The sequence below is a fragment of the Hydrogenophaga sp. H7 genome (genome assembly GCF_002025745.1).
Taxonomy (GTDB): Bacteria; Pseudomonadota; Gammaproteobacteria; order Burkholderiales; family Burkholderiaceae_C; genus Hydrogenophaga; species Hydrogenophaga pseudoflava.
In genome coordinates this window covers 153,155-171,573 of the sequence record NZ_MCIC01000019.1, presented here as the reverse complement: position 1 = coordinate 171,573, position 18,419 = coordinate 153,155, and the positions used below count along the sequence as shown (strand labels likewise).

Sequence of the window (18,419 nt, the reverse complement as noted above, 5' to 3'; positions counted from 1 at the left end):
GGTTGGGCTACAGGTTTGTCCCCCCTCATTTTTTCGACAAGCGCGCTTCTGTCTTGTAGCGCTTGAGCGTGACCTGCAGAAGTTCAGGCAGCTCCACCCCGAGCCCTCCCGCCAGCTTGAGCAGCACCGTCAGCGTCGGCTGGTTTTGAGCCAACTCCAGTTTGGCCACGAAGGTGCGGTTGACGTCGCTGCGGTGAGCCAGCTCCTCCTGCGAGATCCCCAGCTCGCTGCGGCGTGCTTTGAGTTCGGCCGCAAACGCCCTCATCAGTTCCAGGTTTTGAGCAGTTTTCATCCGGCGAATCTCTCCGGATAGAACCACTTATGCACCCGCTTATATGGTACAAAACGAACACCCCAGGATGCTCAAAAGCGAATGGCGCCCTACTCCCAAAAAACCAGCGCTCGAGCAGTTCCAAACGAATCGGTCAACACCCAACAACCTCAACGCACCATGAACTCAGACAAGATCTACGCCGCCATCGTCCTGGCATTCATTGTTTTCATCATGGGAACCAGCGCACAAATCAACAGCAGCAAGCCGAAACCCAAGTACGAGCCCGAACCACTCCAATGGTCCGTCTCCAACCTCAATGAGAGCGACTGCAACACAACAACGACACCCGCGGAATGGGTGAGAGAGCTCGCTGGCCCCAACATCCAGGCCTTCATGTCGATGAACGCTGATGGGTCAGTGACGGTCACCCAAATCACTGATCAAGAATGGAGGCGTCGATGGGTGCTCTACCCGACGCGCGTGGCCTGTCTGAAATCGATCTCAAGGTTGAACCACGTCGTGCGACCTTGAGCAACTGCGCTGTGGGCGTACAACAGGCTTTTGCGACCGGACCTCTTTTCGAGGGAGAGGTTGAAATCACTCTCGAGGCAAGCGATTTCGGCTTGGAACGACATCACATCCGTGAGGCAGGATAAGGCTGGTTGCTGCCGCTCGACTTCGGCGTCGTGCCATGTTCAAAGTGCCACAGCAGAGATTTCATCGGTCAGTACCGCAAGAGACCGGTCTACCACTTGAACCGGTCACTTGGCGGGAGGAGACTTGTGAGACTTCCGGGAATGGCGGCTTCCAACGTGTGTGAACGGGTCCTCTCGACCCCCAGCGGAAGTTCGCTGTAGTGGGCCGACCCGCCGGAGCCGTCATTCATTCCGCAACGCCGGCGCGCCGACTTTCGGGCAACGCCACCATCACCGGTTGGCCCGGCGTGGTGCAGCCGGTGTCGCAGCACTTCCCTGGCTGCCGGTTCTTCGTTATGCCTCGCTTTTCGTCATGCAGCACGCCGCGCTCCAGCAGACGCTCCACGAGTTCTACCTTCGACCCCACCGGGTAGTTGCGCCAGATCTCCTGCTTCATCGCCGCCGGTGAGCCACCGCCGTGCAGGCTGATCACCGAGTACCAGCCGCCCTGGTAGGAAGCGGTGAGGTCTTCGATGAAGCGCGCCGTCTGGATGCGCTTGTCGTAGGGGATGTCCGGCGTCGCCTGCAGCACCTCGGACAACTTCGCGGCCGTGGCCGGGTTGTGGTCCTCGTCCGGGCCGGGCAAAGCGACGATCAGACCGCCCGACACCTCGTGCGCGATGCGGTGCATGTCGTAGATCTTGGTCGCCAGCAGCAGCTTGCCAATGTTGCTGAACACCGGCTCGGGCATGAACGAGCCGCTGTGCGGGTCCTTCTCCGCGTAGACGCTGGCCGCCACGCCGCATGCGAAGAAGCTTTCGGTGATGGTGATCAGCTCGACCATCGGGTCGCGCAGGTTGCTCTTCTTGCTCGGGTCCAGCCCGTTGGCCTCGCACATCAGCGCGCCCGCGCCGATCAGCAGGTCACCGAAGCCGGCCCGGGCGGCGATGCAGCTGTGCCGGTGGTGGGTGGCGTAGCTGTAGGTCAGCACATGGCTGTACGCCCATTCGCCGGCGAAAAACACACGGTCCCACGGCACGAACACGCTGTCGAAGATCACGACGGCGGTCGATTGGCCGTACTTGCGCGAGAACAGCGCCTCGCCATGCTCGACCTTCTCGCCCGGTCGGCCTGCCGGGCGGGACACGATGGTGATGCCCGGCTCGTCCACACGCACCGCGCAGCACACCGCAAAGTCAGCGTCCTCGCGGCCCATGTTGCGGCTGGGCATGACCAGGAACTCGTGCATGTACGGGCCGCCGGTGACGATGGCTTTGGTGCCACTGATGACGATGCCCTTGGCGCTGCGCTCCACGACATGAACGTAGGTGTCGGGGTTGGCCTGCTGGTGCGGCTTGCGGCTGCGGTCGCCCTTGGCGTCGGTCATTGCGATGCCGAGCGACAAGTCGTTGTCCTGCACATGGGCCAGGTAGGCCTCGAAGCGGCCGCGGTGTTCGGTGCTGCCCTTGGCATCGTCGATGCGGGCCGTGGCCTGGGCGATACCGTTCAGCGCGTCGTGCGCCAGGTAGCGCTGTGCGCAGCCGGTCTCCTGGCACAGCACCCGCACGGCTTCCAGCTTGTTCAGCAGGTCACCTGCCGACTCGTTGACGTGCAGCATGCGGCTGACGACCCGGTTGCGGCTGGTCTGGGTGGCCAGTGCGATCGGCTCCAACTCATCGCGCAGAGCGTAGTCGTAGGTGAATGCAAGGGCGTTGACGCCGGGGCGCAGCGACGGGTCATCGACCACGCTGGTCACCTCGCGACCATCGACAAAGACCTTCGGCTTGTAGCGGCGCAGCGACTCGCGGTAGGCGTCGCCGGACATCAGGTTGACTTTGGTGACGGCGTCGGAGGAAGCGGCAGGCATGGTTGTCTCCAGGAAGATTGAACATTTAGCATCTCAATTAAACACTGTTCAATGCAAATGGTCAACGTTTACAATGGCCCATGGTTACATCGACGACGACCTCCCGCCGCCCGGCTGCCAAGCGGGCTGCGGCCCAGCCGCGCGAGGTGCTCAAGCAGGCGCTGGCCGACGTTCGGCGCCGCGCGGTGCTGGACGCGGCACGCTCGGCGTTCTTCGACCTGGGCATGGAGAAGACCAGCATGCGCGAGATCGCTCAGCGTGCCGGCTACACCGTGGGCGCGATCTACAGCTACTTCGCCAGCAAGGAAGAGGTGTACGGTGCCCTGCTGTCGGAATCGCTGGAGCGGCTAAATGCGCAGGTGCAGGCCGCCCTCGACGGCCGCACCGGCGCCGCCGAGCATGTGCGACTTGCGGCAACAGCGTTCTTCGACTTCTACCGCGAGAACCCGCGTGACCTGGACCTTGGCTTCTACCTGTTCCAGGGCATGAATCCTCGTGGGTTGACGCCCGAGCTGAACGAAAAGCTGAACGCGCGTCTTCGTGACGCGTTGCAGCCGGTCCAGGATGCCCTGCAGGCACTGGGGCAGCCCCCGAAGCGCGCCCTGGAAGAAGTGACGGCGCTTTTTGCGCACTCGGTTGGCCTGCTCGTGCTCAGCCACACGGGGCGGATCCGCATGTTCAAGCAGGCGTCGCAGGATCTCTTCGACACCTACCTTCGGCAACTGCTGGGCCGCGCGTCGGGTCGCGGAGAACGTCCAGGGGAGGCATGAACATGGACGCCGTGAAAGCGAGGGACTGTGCGCTGGTACTCGTGGACTACCAGTCCCGACTGATGCCAGCCATCCACGACGCGGCTGCAGTGGTTGCCAACGGCGTCCTGTTGGCACGAGCGGCCCGCGTCCTGGACATCCCTGTCCTCGGCACCGAACAGAACCCCACGGGCCTAGGTCCGAACGTCGTGAAGATCCGGGCCGAGTGCCAGGCCACGCTGGCCAAGACGCATTTCGATGCTTGTGCCGATGGACTGATCGAAGCATTGCATGACGCGAAGCCGACGGGCGATCAGGTCGTCGTCGCCGGATGCGAGGCCCATGTCTGCATGATGCAGACGGCGCTGGGCTTGCTGCGTGCGGGCAAGCGCGTCTGGGTGGTTGCGAATGCCAGCGGTTCGCGACGGCAGGCAGATCACGCAGCGGCCATGACCCGGCTGTCGCAAGCGGGTGCCACGGTCGTGACCCACGAAATGGTGCTGTTCGAGTGGCTTGGCAATTGCCAGCACCCGAAGTTCCGGGAGGTCCTGCAACTCATCAAGGCCGCTGGCTGATTGAGCCGCACGACCGGTAGCAGGCGCGACGCGACACCATCAGCGACTGGCCGCTTGTTGGCCGAGAGCGTGAATCTGGCAACGTGTCTGGAAGCTGCCCTTCGTTGTCGTAGCCCGACTTCCTTGCAGCATCGCTAGGCTGGTGTCTCAGCGCCTTGTAGCGCATCCTGTCGAGCCCTCAACTCGATAGGAGATCATCATGGATACCGAAGGCCAAACCGCACATCACGAGCCGTGGAACAAAGGCAAGATTGTTGGGCAGAAGGCACCCTTCAAGGTGAAAGACATCTGGGCGCTGCGCGTACGCCTTCAGATGGAAGGGCGGGTTCGTGAACTCGCGCTGTTCAACCTCGGCATTGACAGCAAACTTCGCGGATGCGATCTCGTTGCACTCAAAGTGCGTGACGTGACCCATGGTGACCAAGTGGCTACGCGGGCCATCGTCATGCAGCACAAGACCAAACGACCGGTCCAGTTCGAGATCACTGGAGTCACCCGGGAAGCCCTGCAAGCCTGGATCAAGAAGGCAGAGCTGAAGTCAGATGACTTTCTCTTCCCCAGCCGACTTCACGAGTCACCACATTTGGGAACCAGGCAGTACGCCCGGATTCTTGGGCACTGGGTGGACGAACTTGGGTTGGATCGATCTGAGTACGGGACCCACTCGATGCGCAGGACCAAGGCAACTTTGATCTATCGCCGGACCAAGAACCTGCGAGCAGTGCAGTTGCTGCTCGGCCATTCCAAACTTGAGTCCACGGTGAGGTACCTGGGTATCGAAGTCGACGACGCCCTTGAGATCTCCGAGCAGACAGAGATCTGAATTGAGCGATGGGAGCGGCACGCCCCAGTGCAGGGGTAGCCGCCCTCAATGGCAGCTTTGTGGAATTCGACGGAAGCGGCGCTCTCGGCCATCAGCGGCCGTTCACGTCTCCGTGCCCATCGTCAAGTCAAGACTGATTGCTGCCACTTAGGGCTACGCTGAACAAGTTGAGAGGTGGCGCGAGGTTTGCATGTATCGAGACACCAGAGACACGAAGGTGAAGATGAAACAGCAAACCCTGGCGATGGCAGCCGATCAAGGCGACGGCTACGAGCAATACCGCAAGCTCACCAAGCGGGACACATTCCTGGCGACGATGGAGCAGATCGTGCCGTGGCAGGAGTTGTGCTCGGTCATCGAACCGCACTACCCCAAGGCCGGCAACGGGCGCCCACCGATCGGACTGGAACGCATGCTGCGGATGTACTTCGTGCAGCACTGGTTCAACCTGGCTGATGAGGCCTGCGAGGAGGCTCTGCTCGACAGCACGGCGCTGCGCCGCTTTGTAGGCATTGATCTGGGGCGTGAACGTGTGCCTGACGGGACCACGCTGCTGAAGTTTCGCCGCCTGCTGGAGAAGCACAAGCTGGGCGAGGCCTTGTTTGCCAAGGTGGGGGAGGTGCTGCAGGCCCGAGGCATGAAGGTGGGCACCGGCACCATCGTGGATGCCACCATCATCGGCGCGCCCAGCTCGACCAAGAACGCCGACAAACAGCGCGACCCGGAGATGCACCAGACCCGCAAAGGCCAGCAGTGGTACTTCGGCATGAAGATGCACATCGGCGTGGACAGCCGCACTGGGCTGGCGCACAGCGCTGTGGTCACGGCAGCCAACGTGCATGACAAACATCCATTGCCCGAGCTGTTGCACGGGAACGAGCAGCGTGTATACGGCGACAGCGCCTACGCCAGCCAGAGGGCGTTGATCGAATCGAAGGCGCCCCAGGCCAAGGACTTCACCAACCAGCGCGTGCGCAGGGATGGCGAGATCGACGAGGTCGAGCGCTCGAAGAATCACAACAAGTCCAAGGTCCGCGCCCGAGTCGAACACGTCTTTGCCGTGGTGAAGCGGCTCTGGGGCTTTGCCAAGGTGCGCTACCGAGGCCTTGCCAAGAACGCCACACGTTCGTTCGTGGTGCTGGGTCTGGCCAACATCTACCTGGCGCGGCAGCGCCTCGCGGCATGAGTGCGCCCGTTGCGCACTCCAAGTGCGCAAGCACGGCCGGTATGGCCGGGGAACGCGGTCAAACCGCGAGGCTTCCCCGCGTCAGCGACCCATTGGGCAGCGGATCGCTCAAATCGGCTACTTGTTCAGCGTAGCCTTAGGTTCGACGGCAGAGTCCATGGGCGCCAACGCAAGCGGTCGCGTACCGGTCAGGATCTCAAGCGACCGATCGATTACCTGTACCGGTCGTTCGGCACTGTAGCGAAGTGCAAAGTTCTGGAATGGCCCTTTGCGTCACGGACGAAACGGTGTTCTGGACCATGGGCAGGCCTTCTTCAAGCGCCAGCAGGGAGGGCGAATCACTTCTTTTGGTCCTTCAGTGTCCGTAGCGCAATACCCGCCACCCGGGTTCCCAGTGCTCCTCAAAGTGCGTGATAGACGGGCAATAGTTCACTTTGACCTGATGCTGTTGCAACATTCTGATCATTGCTCTCGCCGCAAATAAAGAAGGAGACAAGGGGTGGCCGTTGGATCGCAATGCCCAAGACATCGCGCGCGGTATGTGGATATGCGGCAGTCTTGACCTCGCCATCCGCATCCGGCATTTGTGCAGGTGAGCCTGCCGTGAATCTCGTTGAAGGTGCGTGGATAAGCTTTGAGCGCCGACTGGCGAGCTGCTCAGGCCTGACCTCGATGGAGTCACATTTCATGGCGCCGTGTTCTCGGCGCCAGATACCTGGTCGACAAATGCCAGCAGCGAAGCGGTGGGCTGTTTGTCGCGATGCACGACCAGGTGAGATTGTCGGAGCTGCCGCGGCAAGGTCGTGGCGATGCGGCACAGGCGGCCGGCCTCCAAAGCGTCGCTCACGACCCACGACGAAAGGCAGGCCACGCCCATACCCGCCTCGGCCGCATGTTTGATCGCCTCCGAACTTCCCAGCTCGATGCTTCGACGGTAGGAGCGCAAGTGGGGCAGCAGACTTTGGTCGGTGGCCTCGCGCGTTCCCGAGCCCAACTCACGCACCAGCCAGACCCCTTCACGCAGTGTCCGCATTGGCACCCGCTCGCCGGCCAGGCTCATTCGTGCCCACGCGCTGTCGGGCGATGTAACGACCACCATCTCGTCCTGGTGCCATGGCGTGACGGCCAGCGCCGCTTGGTGGCAAGGCCCTTCGATCAGGCCCACGTCCAGTTCAAACGCAGCGACCGCGTCACAGATGGCCGCCGTGTTTCCGATCACGACCTTTGAGCGCCAGGCACTGGCATGGCCCGGTTGCGCTGCGACAAAACGGGCCAGCAGCCTGGGCAGCACATAGTTGCCGATGGTGGTGCTGGCGCCGATGCGCAGCGACTGCGCCTGGGCGCTGCCATCGCGGGACATCAACTCGATGCCGGCGGCACCGTCCAGCAGCGCCAGGGCCCGCGGCAGTAACGCACGGCCGTTGTCGTTGAGCAGCAGGCGCTTGCCCGCGCGGTCGAACAGGCGCAGCGACAGCAGCCGCTCAAGTTCATTCACGGCCGAGCTGGTGGCCGACTGCGACAGCGCGATCTCGGCGCTGGCTGCCGTGGTAGTGCCGCTGCGCGCAACCGCCACGAAGATCTGCAGCTGTCGCAGCGTGAGGCGAAGGGTATTCATGGCGGATTTGTTTGCAAAGCGATCAGATGGGTACATCTTAGCGATACAACCCGTTTGACGGGTCATCTATGAAGCCGGAAGCTTCGTCCTCATGAACTTCAACCGGAGGCAAGCAGCATGACCATCAACGTACTTCCTGAGCCACGCACATCGGCCTCTGCATCGGCTTTCGCACGCATGCTCCCCGGCCTGGCCCTGAGCGGCGCCTTGGCTGCCACCGGTATCGCGCTGGGCCGCATCGCCTGGCTGCAGGACCATGGCTTCAGTGCGCTGACGCTGGCCATCGTGCTGGGCATGATCGTGGGCAACACGGTTTACCCGTGGGCCCCGCGCTGGGCGGTAGCCAGCGGCGCCGGCGTCAACTTCTCCAAGCAGAACCTGCTTCGCCTGGGCGTGGTGCTGTACGGCCTGCGGCTCACCGTGCAGGACATTGACCATGTTGGCATAGCTGGTGTCGCCATCGACGCGATGATATTGGGCTCGACCTTCGCACTGGCCTGCCTCATCGGCACGCGCTGGCTGGGCCTGGAGCGCAAGACGGCGATGCTGATCGGCGCTGGCAGTGCCATCTGCGGCGCTGCTGCGGTGATGGCCGCCGAGCCGGTGGTCAAGGCGCGCGCCGAGCAGGTCACGGTGGCGGTGGCCACGGTGGTGGTGTTCGGCACGCTGGCGATCTTCCTGTACCCGGCGCTGTTCGAGCTGAACCGGCACTGGGCGCTGATCCCCGGCGGCGCCAACGGGTTCGGCATCTACGTCGGATCGACCATCCACGAGGTGGCCCAGGTGGTGGCCGCAGCACGTTCGGTGGGCCCGGACGCAGCCAACTCGGCCGTCATCGCGAAGATGGTTCGAGTAATGATGCTGGCGCCGTTCCTGGTGATGCTGTCGGCTTGGCTGGCGCGCGACAGCACCCTGCAAGCCCTGGTGGAGGCAGAGCATGCTCACGCCAAGGGTCAACTCGCTGTGCCCTGGTTCGCCTTCGGCTTCGTCGCGGTTGTGTTGCTCAATTCGCTGCAATGGCTGCCGGCGTCGGTGGTGGCAGTGACGATCGAGATTGACACCGCGCTGCTGGCGATGGCGATGGCTGCGCTCGGCCTGGCCACGCACATCGGCGCCATTCGCAAGGCCGGGGCCAAGCCGCTGCTGCTGGCGTTGATCTTGTTCGGCTGGCTCATCGTCGGAGGCGCGCTCATCAACCGCTGGGTGCCGGCCCTGCTGGGCTGAAGCCTCGAATTCACGGCCCAGGGCCCTGACCCTAAATTTCTTTGCACGCTCTGGAATAGACCGCATGCCGACGCCGTCTGCTCTTTTGTCGGGACCTATCGGACCCTTCGTCCAGCACTCACCCCCCTTCACTTCACACCAACCCTTCATCGGAGCCCACAATGTTCAAGACTTTCGCTTTCGCCGCCACCGCCCTGACGCTCGCCTCCGGCAGCGCCTTCGCCGCCCCCAGCGACGACGCCCGCACGCACTTCCAGGCCATCGCCTCGGGCGACACCCAGATCGTCATGCGTGCCTATGCCGACCAGGCCCAGCTGAACTGGGTAGGCGGCCCACTCGACGGCACCTATGCCACCACCGATGCCATTCGCGGCACCTGGGAGAAGTTCGGCAAGGCCGTCGGCCCACTGAAGCTCACAGTCGGCCAGATTGAAGAATCGGCCAACCCCAAGGGCGCCACCGTCTCGGCCAACGTCGTCTTCGAAGGCAAGATGCCCATCAAGGTGCGCTACGTGCTGACGTTCCGTGAAGGCAAGATCGTCAGTGAAACCTGGCAGATCGACCCCAAGCTGGCGGTGGCTGCGGCTTACTGAACGGCACGCAGCGTGGCTACTCTCCACCAGACCCTAAAGGACAACCCCATGAAGCACCTTTCGACTCTGGCCGCGCTGCTGATCACAGCGGCTTCCTTCGCGGCACCACTCACCGGCGCTATGGCTGCCGACGCGCCGGCCAAGCTCGCCAACGGCGCGCTGGTCGACGCCAAGGGCATGACGCTCTACACCTTCGACAAGGACGTGGCAGGCAGCGGCAAGAGCACCTGCAACGGCGGCTGCGCCGCGCTGTGGCCGCCCGCGATGGCCGCCGCCAGCGACCAACCCGCCGGTGCATACACGATCGTCATGCGCGACGACGGTGCGCGCCAGTGGGCCTACAAGGGCAAGCCGGTCTACACCTACCAGGCCGACCAGAAGCCCGGCGACCGCGCCGGCGACAACTTCAAAGACGTCTGGCACATCATCAAGGAATGACATTTGCTGTCGACTTCCGTCCAGTCCCTCAGGCCACGACCCCCCGATGCAAGACGACGCAAGCCTGCTGAGCTGGGTGCCGCGCCTGCGCCGCTATTCGCGCGCGCTGGTGAACAACCGTGACGACGCCGACGATCTGGTGCAGGACACGCTGGAGCGGGCCTGGGCCAAGTCGAACCTGTGGGGCGGCGTGGCCGACATGCGCGCCTGGCTCTTCAGCATCATGCACAACCTGCACGTCGATGGCGTGCGCCGTCCCAGGCTGCACACCGTGACCATGGACGACGACACGCCCGAAGTGCCGGTGGCGCCGACACAAACCGACAGGCTGGCTGTACTGGATCTGCAGGCTGCACTGGACTTGCTGCCCGTCGAGCAGAAGGAAGTGCTTCTTCTGGTGACGCTGGAAGACATGGCCTATGCCGATGTGGCGCAGGCCCTGGGTATCCCCATCGGCACCGTGATGTCGCGCCTGTCGCGAGGCCGTGAGCGCCTGCGCGGCCTGATGGAAGGCCGCGCAGAACCGGTGCGGCTGAAAGTCGTCAAATGAATATATTGCGAAGCAACCCATGAATACCGACCGTCCGCCACCGTCCATTCCCCCGGTCACCGAGGCCGACCTGCATGCGTTCGTTGATGGCCGCCTGCCCGCTGAGCGCCAGGTCGAGATCGCCGCTTATCTGGCCGCACGCCCTGAAGACGCGCAGCGCCTGGAGGCCTACCGGGCGCAGAAGCGCAAACTGCACGCCTTGCTCGATCCCGTGCTGGATGAACAGCCGCCGCAGCGCCTGCTGAAATCGGCGCGCCCGCGCGCCGTGCCGCAGACGCCTTGGTACCTCCAGCGCCTGGCCGCTGGGATCGCCATCGCCGTCATCAGCGGCGCGACTGGCTGGGGCTTGCGGGGCGGCCTGCCCGCGGGGGGCGACGATGCCGGCCGCATGGCCGCCGCGGCACCCGCCGAGCGCGGCCTGACGCTGGCGTCAGCGGGCGGCTTCGCGCAGCGCGCGGCGGTGGCTCACGCGGTATACAGTCCCGACGCGCGCCGCCCGGTCGAGGTGGACGCGGCGCACGAGGACCAGTTGGTGGCATGGCTGTCCAAGCGCATGGGCGCGCCGATGAAGCCGCCGCACCTGCAGGCCCAGGGCTACACGCTGGAAGGCGGGCGCCTGTTGCCGGGTGGCCAGGGGCCGGTTGCGCAGTTCATGTACCGCAACGAGCTCGGCAGCAAACTGACGCTGTACGTGTCCAACGATGTCGCCGACGTGGGCAGTGCCGCGGGGCCGGACAAGGCACTGCAGGCCGGCGTGAAGAACACAGACACGGCCTTCCGCTTCGCACGCGAAGGTGCGGTCAATGTCTTCTACTGGGTCGACGGTCCCTTCGGCTACGCCCTGTCGTCCGACGCCGACCGCAGCGTGCTGGCGCAGGTGTCGGCCGAGGTCTATCGGCAACTTGGCACCCCGCGCTGAAGGCCAGGGCGGCGTCGGCGCGACGCGCTGTCGGCTCGCGCCAGGGAATGAAACGGCCTGAGCCGCGCTCTTGACCTGAAGCAAGCGCTGGGCAGTGGTTCATCGGCGGCTGCCGGCTAACGACCCAAGCGATCACTCTCCACACCAACTCAGAAAGCACACATGACCACCCAACGCCGCGACATTCTCAAGTACACCCTGGCCGCCGCGGCAGCCAGCGCGCTGCCCGCAGCACATGCCCAGGCCCCGTCCGGCGCTTCAGCGGGAGCCGCAGCCACCGGCATCGACCCGCGCGACCGCGTCTTCATCACCAATGAAGACTCCAACACGCTGGTCGTCATCGATCCGAAGACGAACACCGTCGAGAGCACGATCAACCTGACCAGCTTCGACGAAGACCCGCGGCCTCCATTTCGCTACGTCACCGCCGGCGTGGCGCCGACACACGCGGCGATGATCCACAAGCCGCTGTACCACGGCTGCATCGACGCCCACGGCGCGGTGCCGTCGCCCGACGGCCGGCTGCTGGCCACCAGCGGGCGCGGCTCCAGCAACATTTATCTGATCGACGCCGAGCAGCGCCGCGTCATCGGCAACACACCCAACCCTGCGTCTGGGCCCACCACCAACCCCGAGCGCCTGAGTAGTGGCCTGCTGCTGGGCCGCGAACCGCACGAGCCCACTTTCACGCGCAACGGCCGCGAGCTGTGGGTCACGCTGCGCGGTGAAGACCGCATTGCCATCGTCGGCGTCGATCGTGCCGTTCGCCAGCTCAAGGGGGCCGACAGCCCGGGCTCCAGCGCGGTTCGCCAATACCTGCCCACACTGAGCGGCCCGGCGCAGGTGTGGTTCAACCGTGAGGGTACGTTGGCCTTTGTGGCCAGCCAGAAGGTGTCGAAGATCGACGTGTTCCGCGTCAACCCCGGCGCGGATGGCCACAGCCAACCGCAGCGGCTGACCACGCTGGACATCAGCGCACAGGACAAACCCGGCTTCACGCCCTTCATGAAGACCACACCCGACGGTGCCGAGGTGTGGTTCTCGCACAAGCTGGCTGATGCGGTGTCTTGCCGCTCGACGCAGGGTGGCTTCGACCTGATCGACACCGTGCCACTCGGCATGGGCGCTCGGCCCAACCACGTTGAGTTCGTGCGCAATGCGCGCGGCAGCGTGGTCTATGCCAGCCTGGCGCGCATCGACGATGGTGGCCCCGGCGGCGTGGCGTCGAGCCCGATCGCCATCATCGACCGCAGCGCTCCGGGCGGACAGCGCAAGGTGGTGGGCACCTTCTCCAGCCGTGGCCGCGAGTCGCACGGGTTGTGGACCAACCCCGAGAACACGCTGCTGTATGTGGCCCACGAACAGGACGAGCTGCCCGGCACGCCCAACGCGGGCCAGACCGTGTGCAGTGCATTTGATGTGAGCGACCCGCTGCGCCCGACCTTCATTGCGCAGATCCCCCTGGGCAATCTGACGCTGCCCTCTGGCGCGCTGCGCAACAAAAAGAGCATCAACCTCGTCTACGTGCGTGTGGGCGAGAAGGGCCAGACGGCATGAGCGGCGCGCACACCAGCCACGGCGCCAGCGCCGCGCACACCAGCGCATTCCAGCGGGATATGGACGAATCGATGGCCCGCATGATGCAGGCCATGCACAGCCCGGGCTACGCAGGCCAGGCCGACCAGGACTTTCTGGCGATGATGATTCCGCACCACGCCGGCGCTGTGGACATGGCGCGGCTGGTGTTGCAGCATGGGCGCGATCCTGTCACCCGGCAGTTGGCCGAGGAAATCATTGCCGGGCAGACGGTGGAGATCCAGAGCATGCAACGCCGACTGCACACCCTGCAGCAGCGCACAGCCAAAGGTGCGGAAGCGGAATTTCCGTCGCTGGGTGGGACGCGGGGGCCTTGATCGACAGCCCTAGGGAAAGTACCGATGAGCGCCACGGAATGAACCAAGCCACGCAGCGCTCTTGATCACCATGCTGTTCCAGTCTGCCGAGTCCCGCTATAACCAATGGGTGCGTGAGCACTACCGTTTTTTGCTGCGCAGTGCGTGGGCGCTCACTGGTTCGCGCGCCATTGCCGAAGACGTGGTGCAAGACTGTTTTGCCAACGCCTGGAAGCACCGGGAGCAACTGCGCGACGCTGCGCTGGCACGGGCTTGGCTCTTTCAGATCATGCGCCGCGCCGCCTTTCGCCAGGCCGCACCCAGCATGCAGTCGCTGGACGATGAAGAGCAGCCCGAGCAAGCGGCGCCCGACGCGGGGCTGGACGACAAACTCGATGTCGTCAAGGCGCTCGCGCGCCTGGCGCCCATCCACCGCGAGGTGCTGGTGCTGTTTTATTTCGACGACATGCCCACCGCCCAGATGGCCGAGGCGCTGGAGATCGCGCCCGGCACGGTGTTGTCGCGCCTAGCCCGTGCGCGCGACGCTTTGAAGCTGGCCATGGGGGTACCTGCGACACCCAAGGCCGATGTCAACGTTACCCCGTTTCGCAGGACCAAGACATGAGCCCCGATACCGACGCGCCTTTCCTGCCCGACAGCGAATTCGATTTGCGCGCGCGCGCCGAGTTGGCGATCGCCTTCGAGGCCAGCGACGCACCGGCACACCTGTACCGAAAGCCGCAGCCGCTGCTGGCGCGACGCGGCTTGCAGCGTTTTCTGGCGGCGCTTTTGCTGGCCGGTGGCACCAGCGGCGGGGTGCTCGCCGTGCGACCGCCAGCGATGGTGCGCGACGCGATCGACCACGAATACCACGAGCGCAGCTTGCGGGGCAGTTTCATGGAGCAGCGCCAGTTGCTCATGCACCTGGGCATGCGGGACGCCAACGTGGTGCCCGGGTTTCCCCAACTCATGCGGCCATGCGATATCGAAGGTCACCTCGCTTACCACCTCACCACGTTCTTCGAGAAGGGCGGCATGGTGACGGTGTATGCCTTTGACCAGCCTGTGGACCTGCGCGAGGCCAGCGGCTGGTGGAGCAACGTGCACTGGAAGGTGATCCGCTCGCGCGAGGGCAAGCCCTTGTTGCTGGTGGCCCAGAAAAAGAAGGCACTGGCGGTCGCGCAGACGGCACTGCAGGCACCTCCCGTGTCCGGGCCAGGCTGAGGCACCGCGTCCCTGTCAACGAATCAACCGCTCACCCCTTTCACCCCAACCGGCGCACGACGCCCAACCACCGGAGACCCCAGAAATGAACCAACAACCCACCTCGCTCCCCCGGCGCCACCTGCTGGCCGGCAGCGGCGCTGCTTTGGCTGCCGTTGGTCTGGCCAGCTTTGGCCGCACCGCAGCCGCTGCTGGTGAGACCGCGCCCGTCGCCGTGGCCGGTGCTGCCAAGCCTCTGCCAGCGTACGTGGGCTGGAAGGACCCGGCCAGCCTGATCGTGCACAGCAGCACCACCATTGAGACCAAGCGCAGTGTGTTCGGCACCAGCGTAATCACGCCGTCCGAGCAGCTCTACATCCGCAACAATCTGCCCGCGCCCGACGCCTCGATCCTGGGCAACCGCGATGCCTGGGAGATCAACATCGAGGGGGTGAAGAACCCGCGCAAACTCACGCTGGGCGACCTCAAGCGCATGGGCATCGAGACCACGGCGATGGTGTTGCAATGCTCTGGCAACGGACGCGGCTACTTCCCCAACAAGCCCAGTGGAACGCCTTGGCAAGTGGGCGCAGCAGGCTGTGTGGTGTGGAGCGGTGTGCCGGTGCGCTGGGTGGTGGATGCCCTGGGCGGCGTGGAGGCCGGCATGGCCTACCTCACCGGCACAGGCGGCGAAAAACTCCCCGATGGACTGGACCCCAAGAGCGTGATCGTGGAACGCTCGGTGCCTGCTGCCGCACTCGCCGATGCCCTGCTGGCCTGGGAAATGAACGGTGTGCCGATTTCGCTGGCCCACGGCGGCCCACTGCGCTTGATCGTGCCGGGTTACACGGGCGTGAACAACATCAAGTACGTCAAACGCCTGGCCTTCACCGCTCAGGAGACCGACGCACGCATCATGTCGCACGGCTACCGCATTTCACCGCCCGGCGCGAAGGGCGACCCGTCGCAGCCATCGGTGCAGGAAATGACGGTGAAGTCGTGGATCAACGGTCCCGGCACGGACGGCGCCCCGCTTAAAGCGGGTGACACACAGATCCATGGCGTGGCGTTTGGCGGCATGAACGCGGTGGCCAAGGTCGAGGTTTCTCTGGACGGCGGAAAAACCTGGCAGCTCGCGCGCATGGTGGGGCCCGACCTCGGCCGCTTTGCGTGGCGGCAGTTTGTTTTTGCGGCGCGCCTGCCGGCGGGCCAGTTCACCCTGGCGAGCCGAGCCACCGACACCGCAGGCAACGTGCAGCCCGAACAACGCATGGAAAACGCGGGCGGCTACAACAACACCAGCTGGGCCGACCACGCCGTGAAAGTGAGCGTGGCATGAAGCGCACAATCCAAAAACACGCGTTGGTCGCTGCCCTGTGGTCGTTGGCATTCACAGTGCTGCCCGTGCACGCCGCCGACGATGCCGCGCAACTTCAACAAGGCAAGGTGTTGTTCGGCCAAGGCGCGGTGCCTGCCTGCGCCCTGTGCCATGCGCTCAAGGACGCGGGAGCCGAAGGCGCCGTGGGCCCCAGCCTGGACGAGCTCAAGCCCGATGCCAAGCGCGTGGCCACCGCGCTGCGCAACGGCATTGGGCAGATGCCGTCCTACAACGGCAAACTCAGTGATGCGCAAATTGCCGCCCTGGCGGCCTACGTGGCCAAGGCTTCGGGTGGATCAAAGTGATGGCTGGTTGGCCACAGCGCTGCTGCGCCAACTGACAAAAAGGACGGGATCACCTGCAAACAGCGATCCCGACTGAGTGGCTGACCCAGGGCGGGTCAGCCACTCACCATCACTTGCCTGGTTTGATGTCGGGGACCACCATCCAGCCAGCCCCCATCATCACAACCGCCGGGAACTTCTCGCCGGCCTAAGTCTTGCCCAGCATGGCCTTGTGCTCGCGGTAAGCCATCAACGCTGGCGACACGCCCAGGTGATTGATCGCACCATGCTTGATGCTGCTGCAGTCTTGCTCGTCGAGCTTGCAGATCTCTGCACGCTGTTGTCAACTCTCTAGCAATGTCAACTGCGCGCCTGAAACCTGTCTCTGCGCATTACCACGATGCATGAATAGGAGTGATCGCAATCCGGCACGCCAAGGGCATTCACGTTGAAAACTCGAACGGCAGCAACCGCTGCGAACCGGACCACCTTACCCCACTTCAACAGCCTCTGATCATCCTCACCTGTCATGGACTGGGGATGATCACAAGGCAGCATGCAGATCAAATGCACGCACTGATTGAACTGACCTGAAGACTTGCCAAAAGCCTCACTGCCAAAAAGCGGCGTTAGAGAATGGCCCGCAGCAAAGGCCAGAAAAGCTGCAGCGAGAGAAGCCACAGAGAATCGGCCTCCGCCCGCAAACCCGCGAAAACACTGGGCCCTGAAAGACAAAAGGCCCCCACTTGCGTGGGAGCCTTGTCTTACTGGCGGAGTGAGAGGGATTCGAACCCTCGATGAGGCTCTACACCCCATACTCCCTTAGCAGGGGAGCACCTTCGGCCACTCGGTCATCACTCCTGAGCCGCGTATTATGCCTCAAGTCTTTTCCGTTTCCGGGGACCCAGGCCTTGGCGGCATCACTTCGAAATCGTGTCGGCCGTCTGATCCAGATCGAACTCGCGGTGCAGCGCGCGCACAGCCAGTTCCATGTACTTCTCGTCGATCACCACCGAGGTTTTGATCTCGGAAGTCGAGATCATCTGGATGTTGATGCCCTCGTCGCTCAGGCACTTGAACATGCGGCTGGCCACGCCCACGTGGCTGCGCATGCCGATGCCGACGATGGACACCTTGCAGATGCGATTGTCGCCCACCACGTCGGCCGCTCCCAGGGCTGGCAGAACCTGGCCCTTGAGCAGGTCCAGCGTCTTCTGGAAATCGTTGCGGTGCACCGTGAAGCTGAAGTCGGTCTTGCCGTCCTTGCTCAGGTTCTGGATGATCACGTCCACTTCGACGTTGGCAGCCGCCACGGCGCCCAGGATCTGGTAGGCGATGCCTGGCTTGTCGGGCACGCCCAGCACAGAAACCTTCGCTTCGTCGCGGTTGAAGGCAATGCCGGAAACAACGGCTCGTTCCATATCTTCGTCTTCCTCAAAAGTGATCAGGGTGCCAGAGCTGGCTTCTTCATTCAGGTCGATGTCCCAAGGGGTGAAGCTGGACAGCACGCGCAGCGGCACCTTGTACTTGCCGGCAAATTCCACCGAGCGGATCTGCAGCACCTTGGAGCCCATGCTGGCCATCTCCAGCATTTCCTCGAAGCTCACGCGCTCCAGGCGCTTGGCTTCGGGCACCACGCGCGGGTCGGTCGTGTACACGCCGTCCACGTCGGTGTAGATCAGGCACTCGGCGGCCTTCATGGCTGCTGCCACAGCCACGGCCGAGGTGTCGCTGCCACCACGGCCCAGCGTGGTGATGTTGCCATCGGGGTCCACGCCCTGGAAACCAGTGACGATCACCACCTTGCCAGCGGCCAGATCAGCACGCACGCGGGCGTCGTCAATGGATTCGATGCGGGCTTTGGTGTAGGCGTCGTTGGTCTTGATGGCCACCTGCCAGCCGGCATAACTCACAGCGTCGATGCCCTCGGCCTGCAGCGCGATGGCCAGCAGGGCCGACGAGGCCTGCTCGCCGGTGGCGGCCAGCATGTCCAGCTCGCGGCCGTAGGCCTTGCCCAGCTGGGCGGGTTGCAGTTCCTTGGCCAGTGCCAACAGGCGGTTGGTCTCGCCGCTCATGGCGCTGGGTACCACCACCATCTGGTGACCAGCCTTGTGCCACTTGGCGACACGCCGGGCCACGTTGCGGATGCGCTCGGTGGACCCCATGGAGGTGCCGCCGTACTTGTGAACAATCAAAGCCATCGGGTTGGATCGG

The 18,419-nt window shown here is 64.1% G+C and carries 21 protein-coding genes and 1 tRNA gene; 16 read left to right on the top strand and 6 right to left on the bottom strand.

The window, feature by feature from the left end:
- Positions 1 to 25: 25 nt before the first annotated feature.
- A complete protein-coding gene (locus tag BC358_RS20415; RefSeq protein WP_079367229.1) occupies positions 26 to 292 on the bottom strand; it encodes a helix-turn-helix domain-containing protein in 267 nt (88 codons plus the stop codon).
- Positions 293 to 451: 159 nt separating this feature from the next.
- On the opposite strand from BC358_RS20415, the gene BC358_RS22000 reads away from it, so the two are divergent.
- Positions 452 to 805, top strand: a complete 354-nt coding sequence (locus tag BC358_RS22000; RefSeq protein WP_143434383.1) for a hypothetical protein — start codon at positions 452 to 454, stop codon at positions 803 to 805.
- Between the two features lie 351 nt (positions 806 to 1,156).
- Here BC358_RS22000 and BC358_RS20405 read toward each other — a convergent pair whose 3' ends face one another.
- On the bottom strand, positions 1,157 to 2,776 hold the full coding sequence (locus tag BC358_RS20405) for a 4-hydroxyphenylacetate 3-hydroxylase family protein (protein WP_079367227.1): 1,620 nt from the start codon (positions 2,774 to 2,776) through the stop codon (positions 1,157 to 1,159).
- An 80-nt stretch (positions 2,777 to 2,856) separates the two neighbouring features.
- Here BC358_RS20405 and BC358_RS20400 point away from each other — a divergent pair, with 80 nt between their 5' ends.
- The 4 genes from BC358_RS20400 to BC358_RS20385 all read left to right on the top strand — a co-directional run bounded on the left by BC358_RS20400 (position 2,857) and on the right by BC358_RS20385 (position 6,109).
- Positions 2,857 to 3,546 carry a TetR/AcrR family transcriptional regulator gene (locus tag BC358_RS20400; RefSeq protein ID WP_060985374.1) on the top strand — a complete coding sequence of 230 codons (690 nt, stop codon included), beginning with the start codon at positions 2,857 to 2,859 and terminating at the stop codon, positions 3,544 to 3,546.
- A 2-nt stretch (positions 3,547 to 3,548) separates the two neighbouring features.
- Positions 3,549 to 4,100, top strand: coding sequence for a hydrolase (locus tag BC358_RS20395; RefSeq protein ID WP_060985373.1), 552 nt, complete (start codon positions 3,549 to 3,551; stop codon positions 4,098 to 4,100).
- A 199-nt stretch (positions 4,101 to 4,299) separates the two neighbouring features.
- Entirely contained in the window at positions 4,300 to 4,923 is a 624-nt protein-coding gene (locus tag BC358_RS20390) for a tyrosine-type recombinase/integrase (protein ID WP_079367226.1), read from the top strand.
- Positions 4,924 to 5,146: 223 nt separating this feature from the next.
- A complete protein-coding gene (locus BC358_RS20385) occupies positions 5,147 to 6,109 on the top strand; it encodes an IS5 family transposase (RefSeq protein WP_062407895.1) in 963 nt (320 codons plus the stop codon).
- Positions 6,110 to 6,794: 685 nt separating this feature from the next.
- On the opposite strand, the gene BC358_RS20380 is transcribed toward BC358_RS20385, so the two are convergent.
- Entirely contained in the window at positions 6,795 to 7,724 is a 930-nt protein-coding gene (locus BC358_RS20380; protein ID WP_067513515.1) for a LysR family transcriptional regulator, read from the bottom strand.
- Between the two features lie 117 nt (positions 7,725 to 7,841).
- Between BC358_RS20380 and BC358_RS20375 the strand changes: the two genes are divergently transcribed.
- From BC358_RS20375 to BC358_RS20325, 11 genes are all read left to right on the top strand, one after another.
- Positions 7,842 to 8,948 carry a YeiH family protein gene (locus BC358_RS20375; RefSeq protein WP_067513517.1) on the top strand — a complete coding sequence of 369 codons (1,107 nt, stop codon included), beginning with the start codon at positions 7,842 to 7,844 and terminating at the stop codon, positions 8,946 to 8,948.
- Between the two features lie 161 nt (positions 8,949 to 9,109).
- Complete coding sequence (locus tag BC358_RS20370) at positions 9,110 to 9,541, top strand: nuclear transport factor 2 family protein (protein ID WP_008904227.1); 432 nt, start codon at positions 9,110 to 9,112, stop codon at positions 9,539 to 9,541.
- Between the two features lie 120 nt (positions 9,542 to 9,661).
- Complete coding sequence (locus tag BC358_RS20365; RefSeq protein WP_231624607.1) at positions 9,662 to 9,979, top strand: hypothetical protein; 318 nt, start codon at positions 9,662 to 9,664, stop codon at positions 9,977 to 9,979.
- A 46-nt stretch (positions 9,980 to 10,025) separates the two neighbouring features.
- Positions 10,026 to 10,529: an RNA polymerase sigma factor gene (locus tag BC358_RS20360; protein WP_008904230.1), complete on the top strand. Its 504-nt coding sequence runs from the start codon at positions 10,026 to 10,028 to the stop codon at positions 10,527 to 10,529.
- A gap of 19 nt (positions 10,530 to 10,548) precedes the next feature.
- On the top strand, positions 10,549 to 11,448 hold the full coding sequence (locus tag BC358_RS20355) for an anti-sigma factor (protein WP_067513519.1): 900 nt from the start codon (positions 10,549 to 10,551) through the stop codon (positions 11,446 to 11,448).
- A gap of 162 nt (positions 11,449 to 11,610) precedes the next feature.
- Entirely contained in the window at positions 11,611 to 13,005 is a 1,395-nt protein-coding gene (locus BC358_RS20350; protein WP_062405660.1) for a YncE family protein, read from the top strand.
- Positions 13,002 to 13,361, top strand: coding sequence for a DUF305 domain-containing protein (locus tag BC358_RS20345; RefSeq protein ID WP_008904210.1), 360 nt, complete (start codon positions 13,002 to 13,004; stop codon positions 13,359 to 13,361). Before BC358_RS20350 ends, BC358_RS20345 begins: the two co-directional genes overlap by 4 nt.
- A gap of 70 nt (positions 13,362 to 13,431) precedes the next feature.
- Positions 13,432 to 13,965, top strand: coding sequence for an RNA polymerase sigma factor (locus tag BC358_RS20340; protein WP_050813810.1), 534 nt, complete (start codon positions 13,432 to 13,434; stop codon positions 13,963 to 13,965).
- On the top strand, positions 13,962 to 14,564 hold the full coding sequence (locus BC358_RS20335; RefSeq protein WP_008904212.1) for a hypothetical protein: 603 nt from the start codon (positions 13,962 to 13,964) through the stop codon (positions 14,562 to 14,564). The genes BC358_RS20340 and BC358_RS20335 overlap by 4 nt, the downstream gene beginning before the upstream one ends.
- 85 nt (positions 14,565 to 14,649) lie before the next feature.
- Positions 14,650 to 15,882, top strand: a complete 1,233-nt coding sequence (locus tag BC358_RS20330) for a sulfite oxidase (protein ID WP_062405656.1) — start codon at positions 14,650 to 14,652, stop codon at positions 15,880 to 15,882.
- On the top strand, positions 15,879 to 16,226 hold the full coding sequence (locus BC358_RS20325; RefSeq protein WP_008904214.1) for a cytochrome c: 348 nt from the start codon (positions 15,879 to 15,881) through the stop codon (positions 16,224 to 16,226). The genes BC358_RS20330 and BC358_RS20325 overlap by 4 nt, the downstream gene beginning before the upstream one ends.
- Positions 16,227 to 16,565: 339 nt before the next feature.
- Here the strand turns inward: BC358_RS20325 and BC358_RS21990 are convergent, their stop codons facing one another.
- From BC358_RS21990 to BC358_RS20315, 3 genes are all read right to left on the bottom strand, one after another.
- Complete coding sequence (locus BC358_RS21990; protein WP_143434381.1) at positions 16,566 to 16,886, bottom strand: hypothetical protein; 321 nt, start codon at positions 16,884 to 16,886, stop codon at positions 16,566 to 16,568.
- 87 nt (positions 16,887 to 16,973) lie between these two features.
- Positions 16,974 to 17,066: transfer RNA gene (locus tag BC358_RS20320), tRNA-Ser, on the bottom strand.
- A 59-nt stretch (positions 17,067 to 17,125) separates the two neighbouring features.
- Positions 17,126 to 18,406: an aspartate kinase gene (locus BC358_RS20315; RefSeq protein ID WP_066158444.1), complete on the bottom strand. Its 1,281-nt coding sequence runs from the start codon at positions 18,404 to 18,406 to the stop codon at positions 17,126 to 17,128.
- Between the last annotated feature and the right edge of the window lie 13 nt (positions 18,407 to 18,419).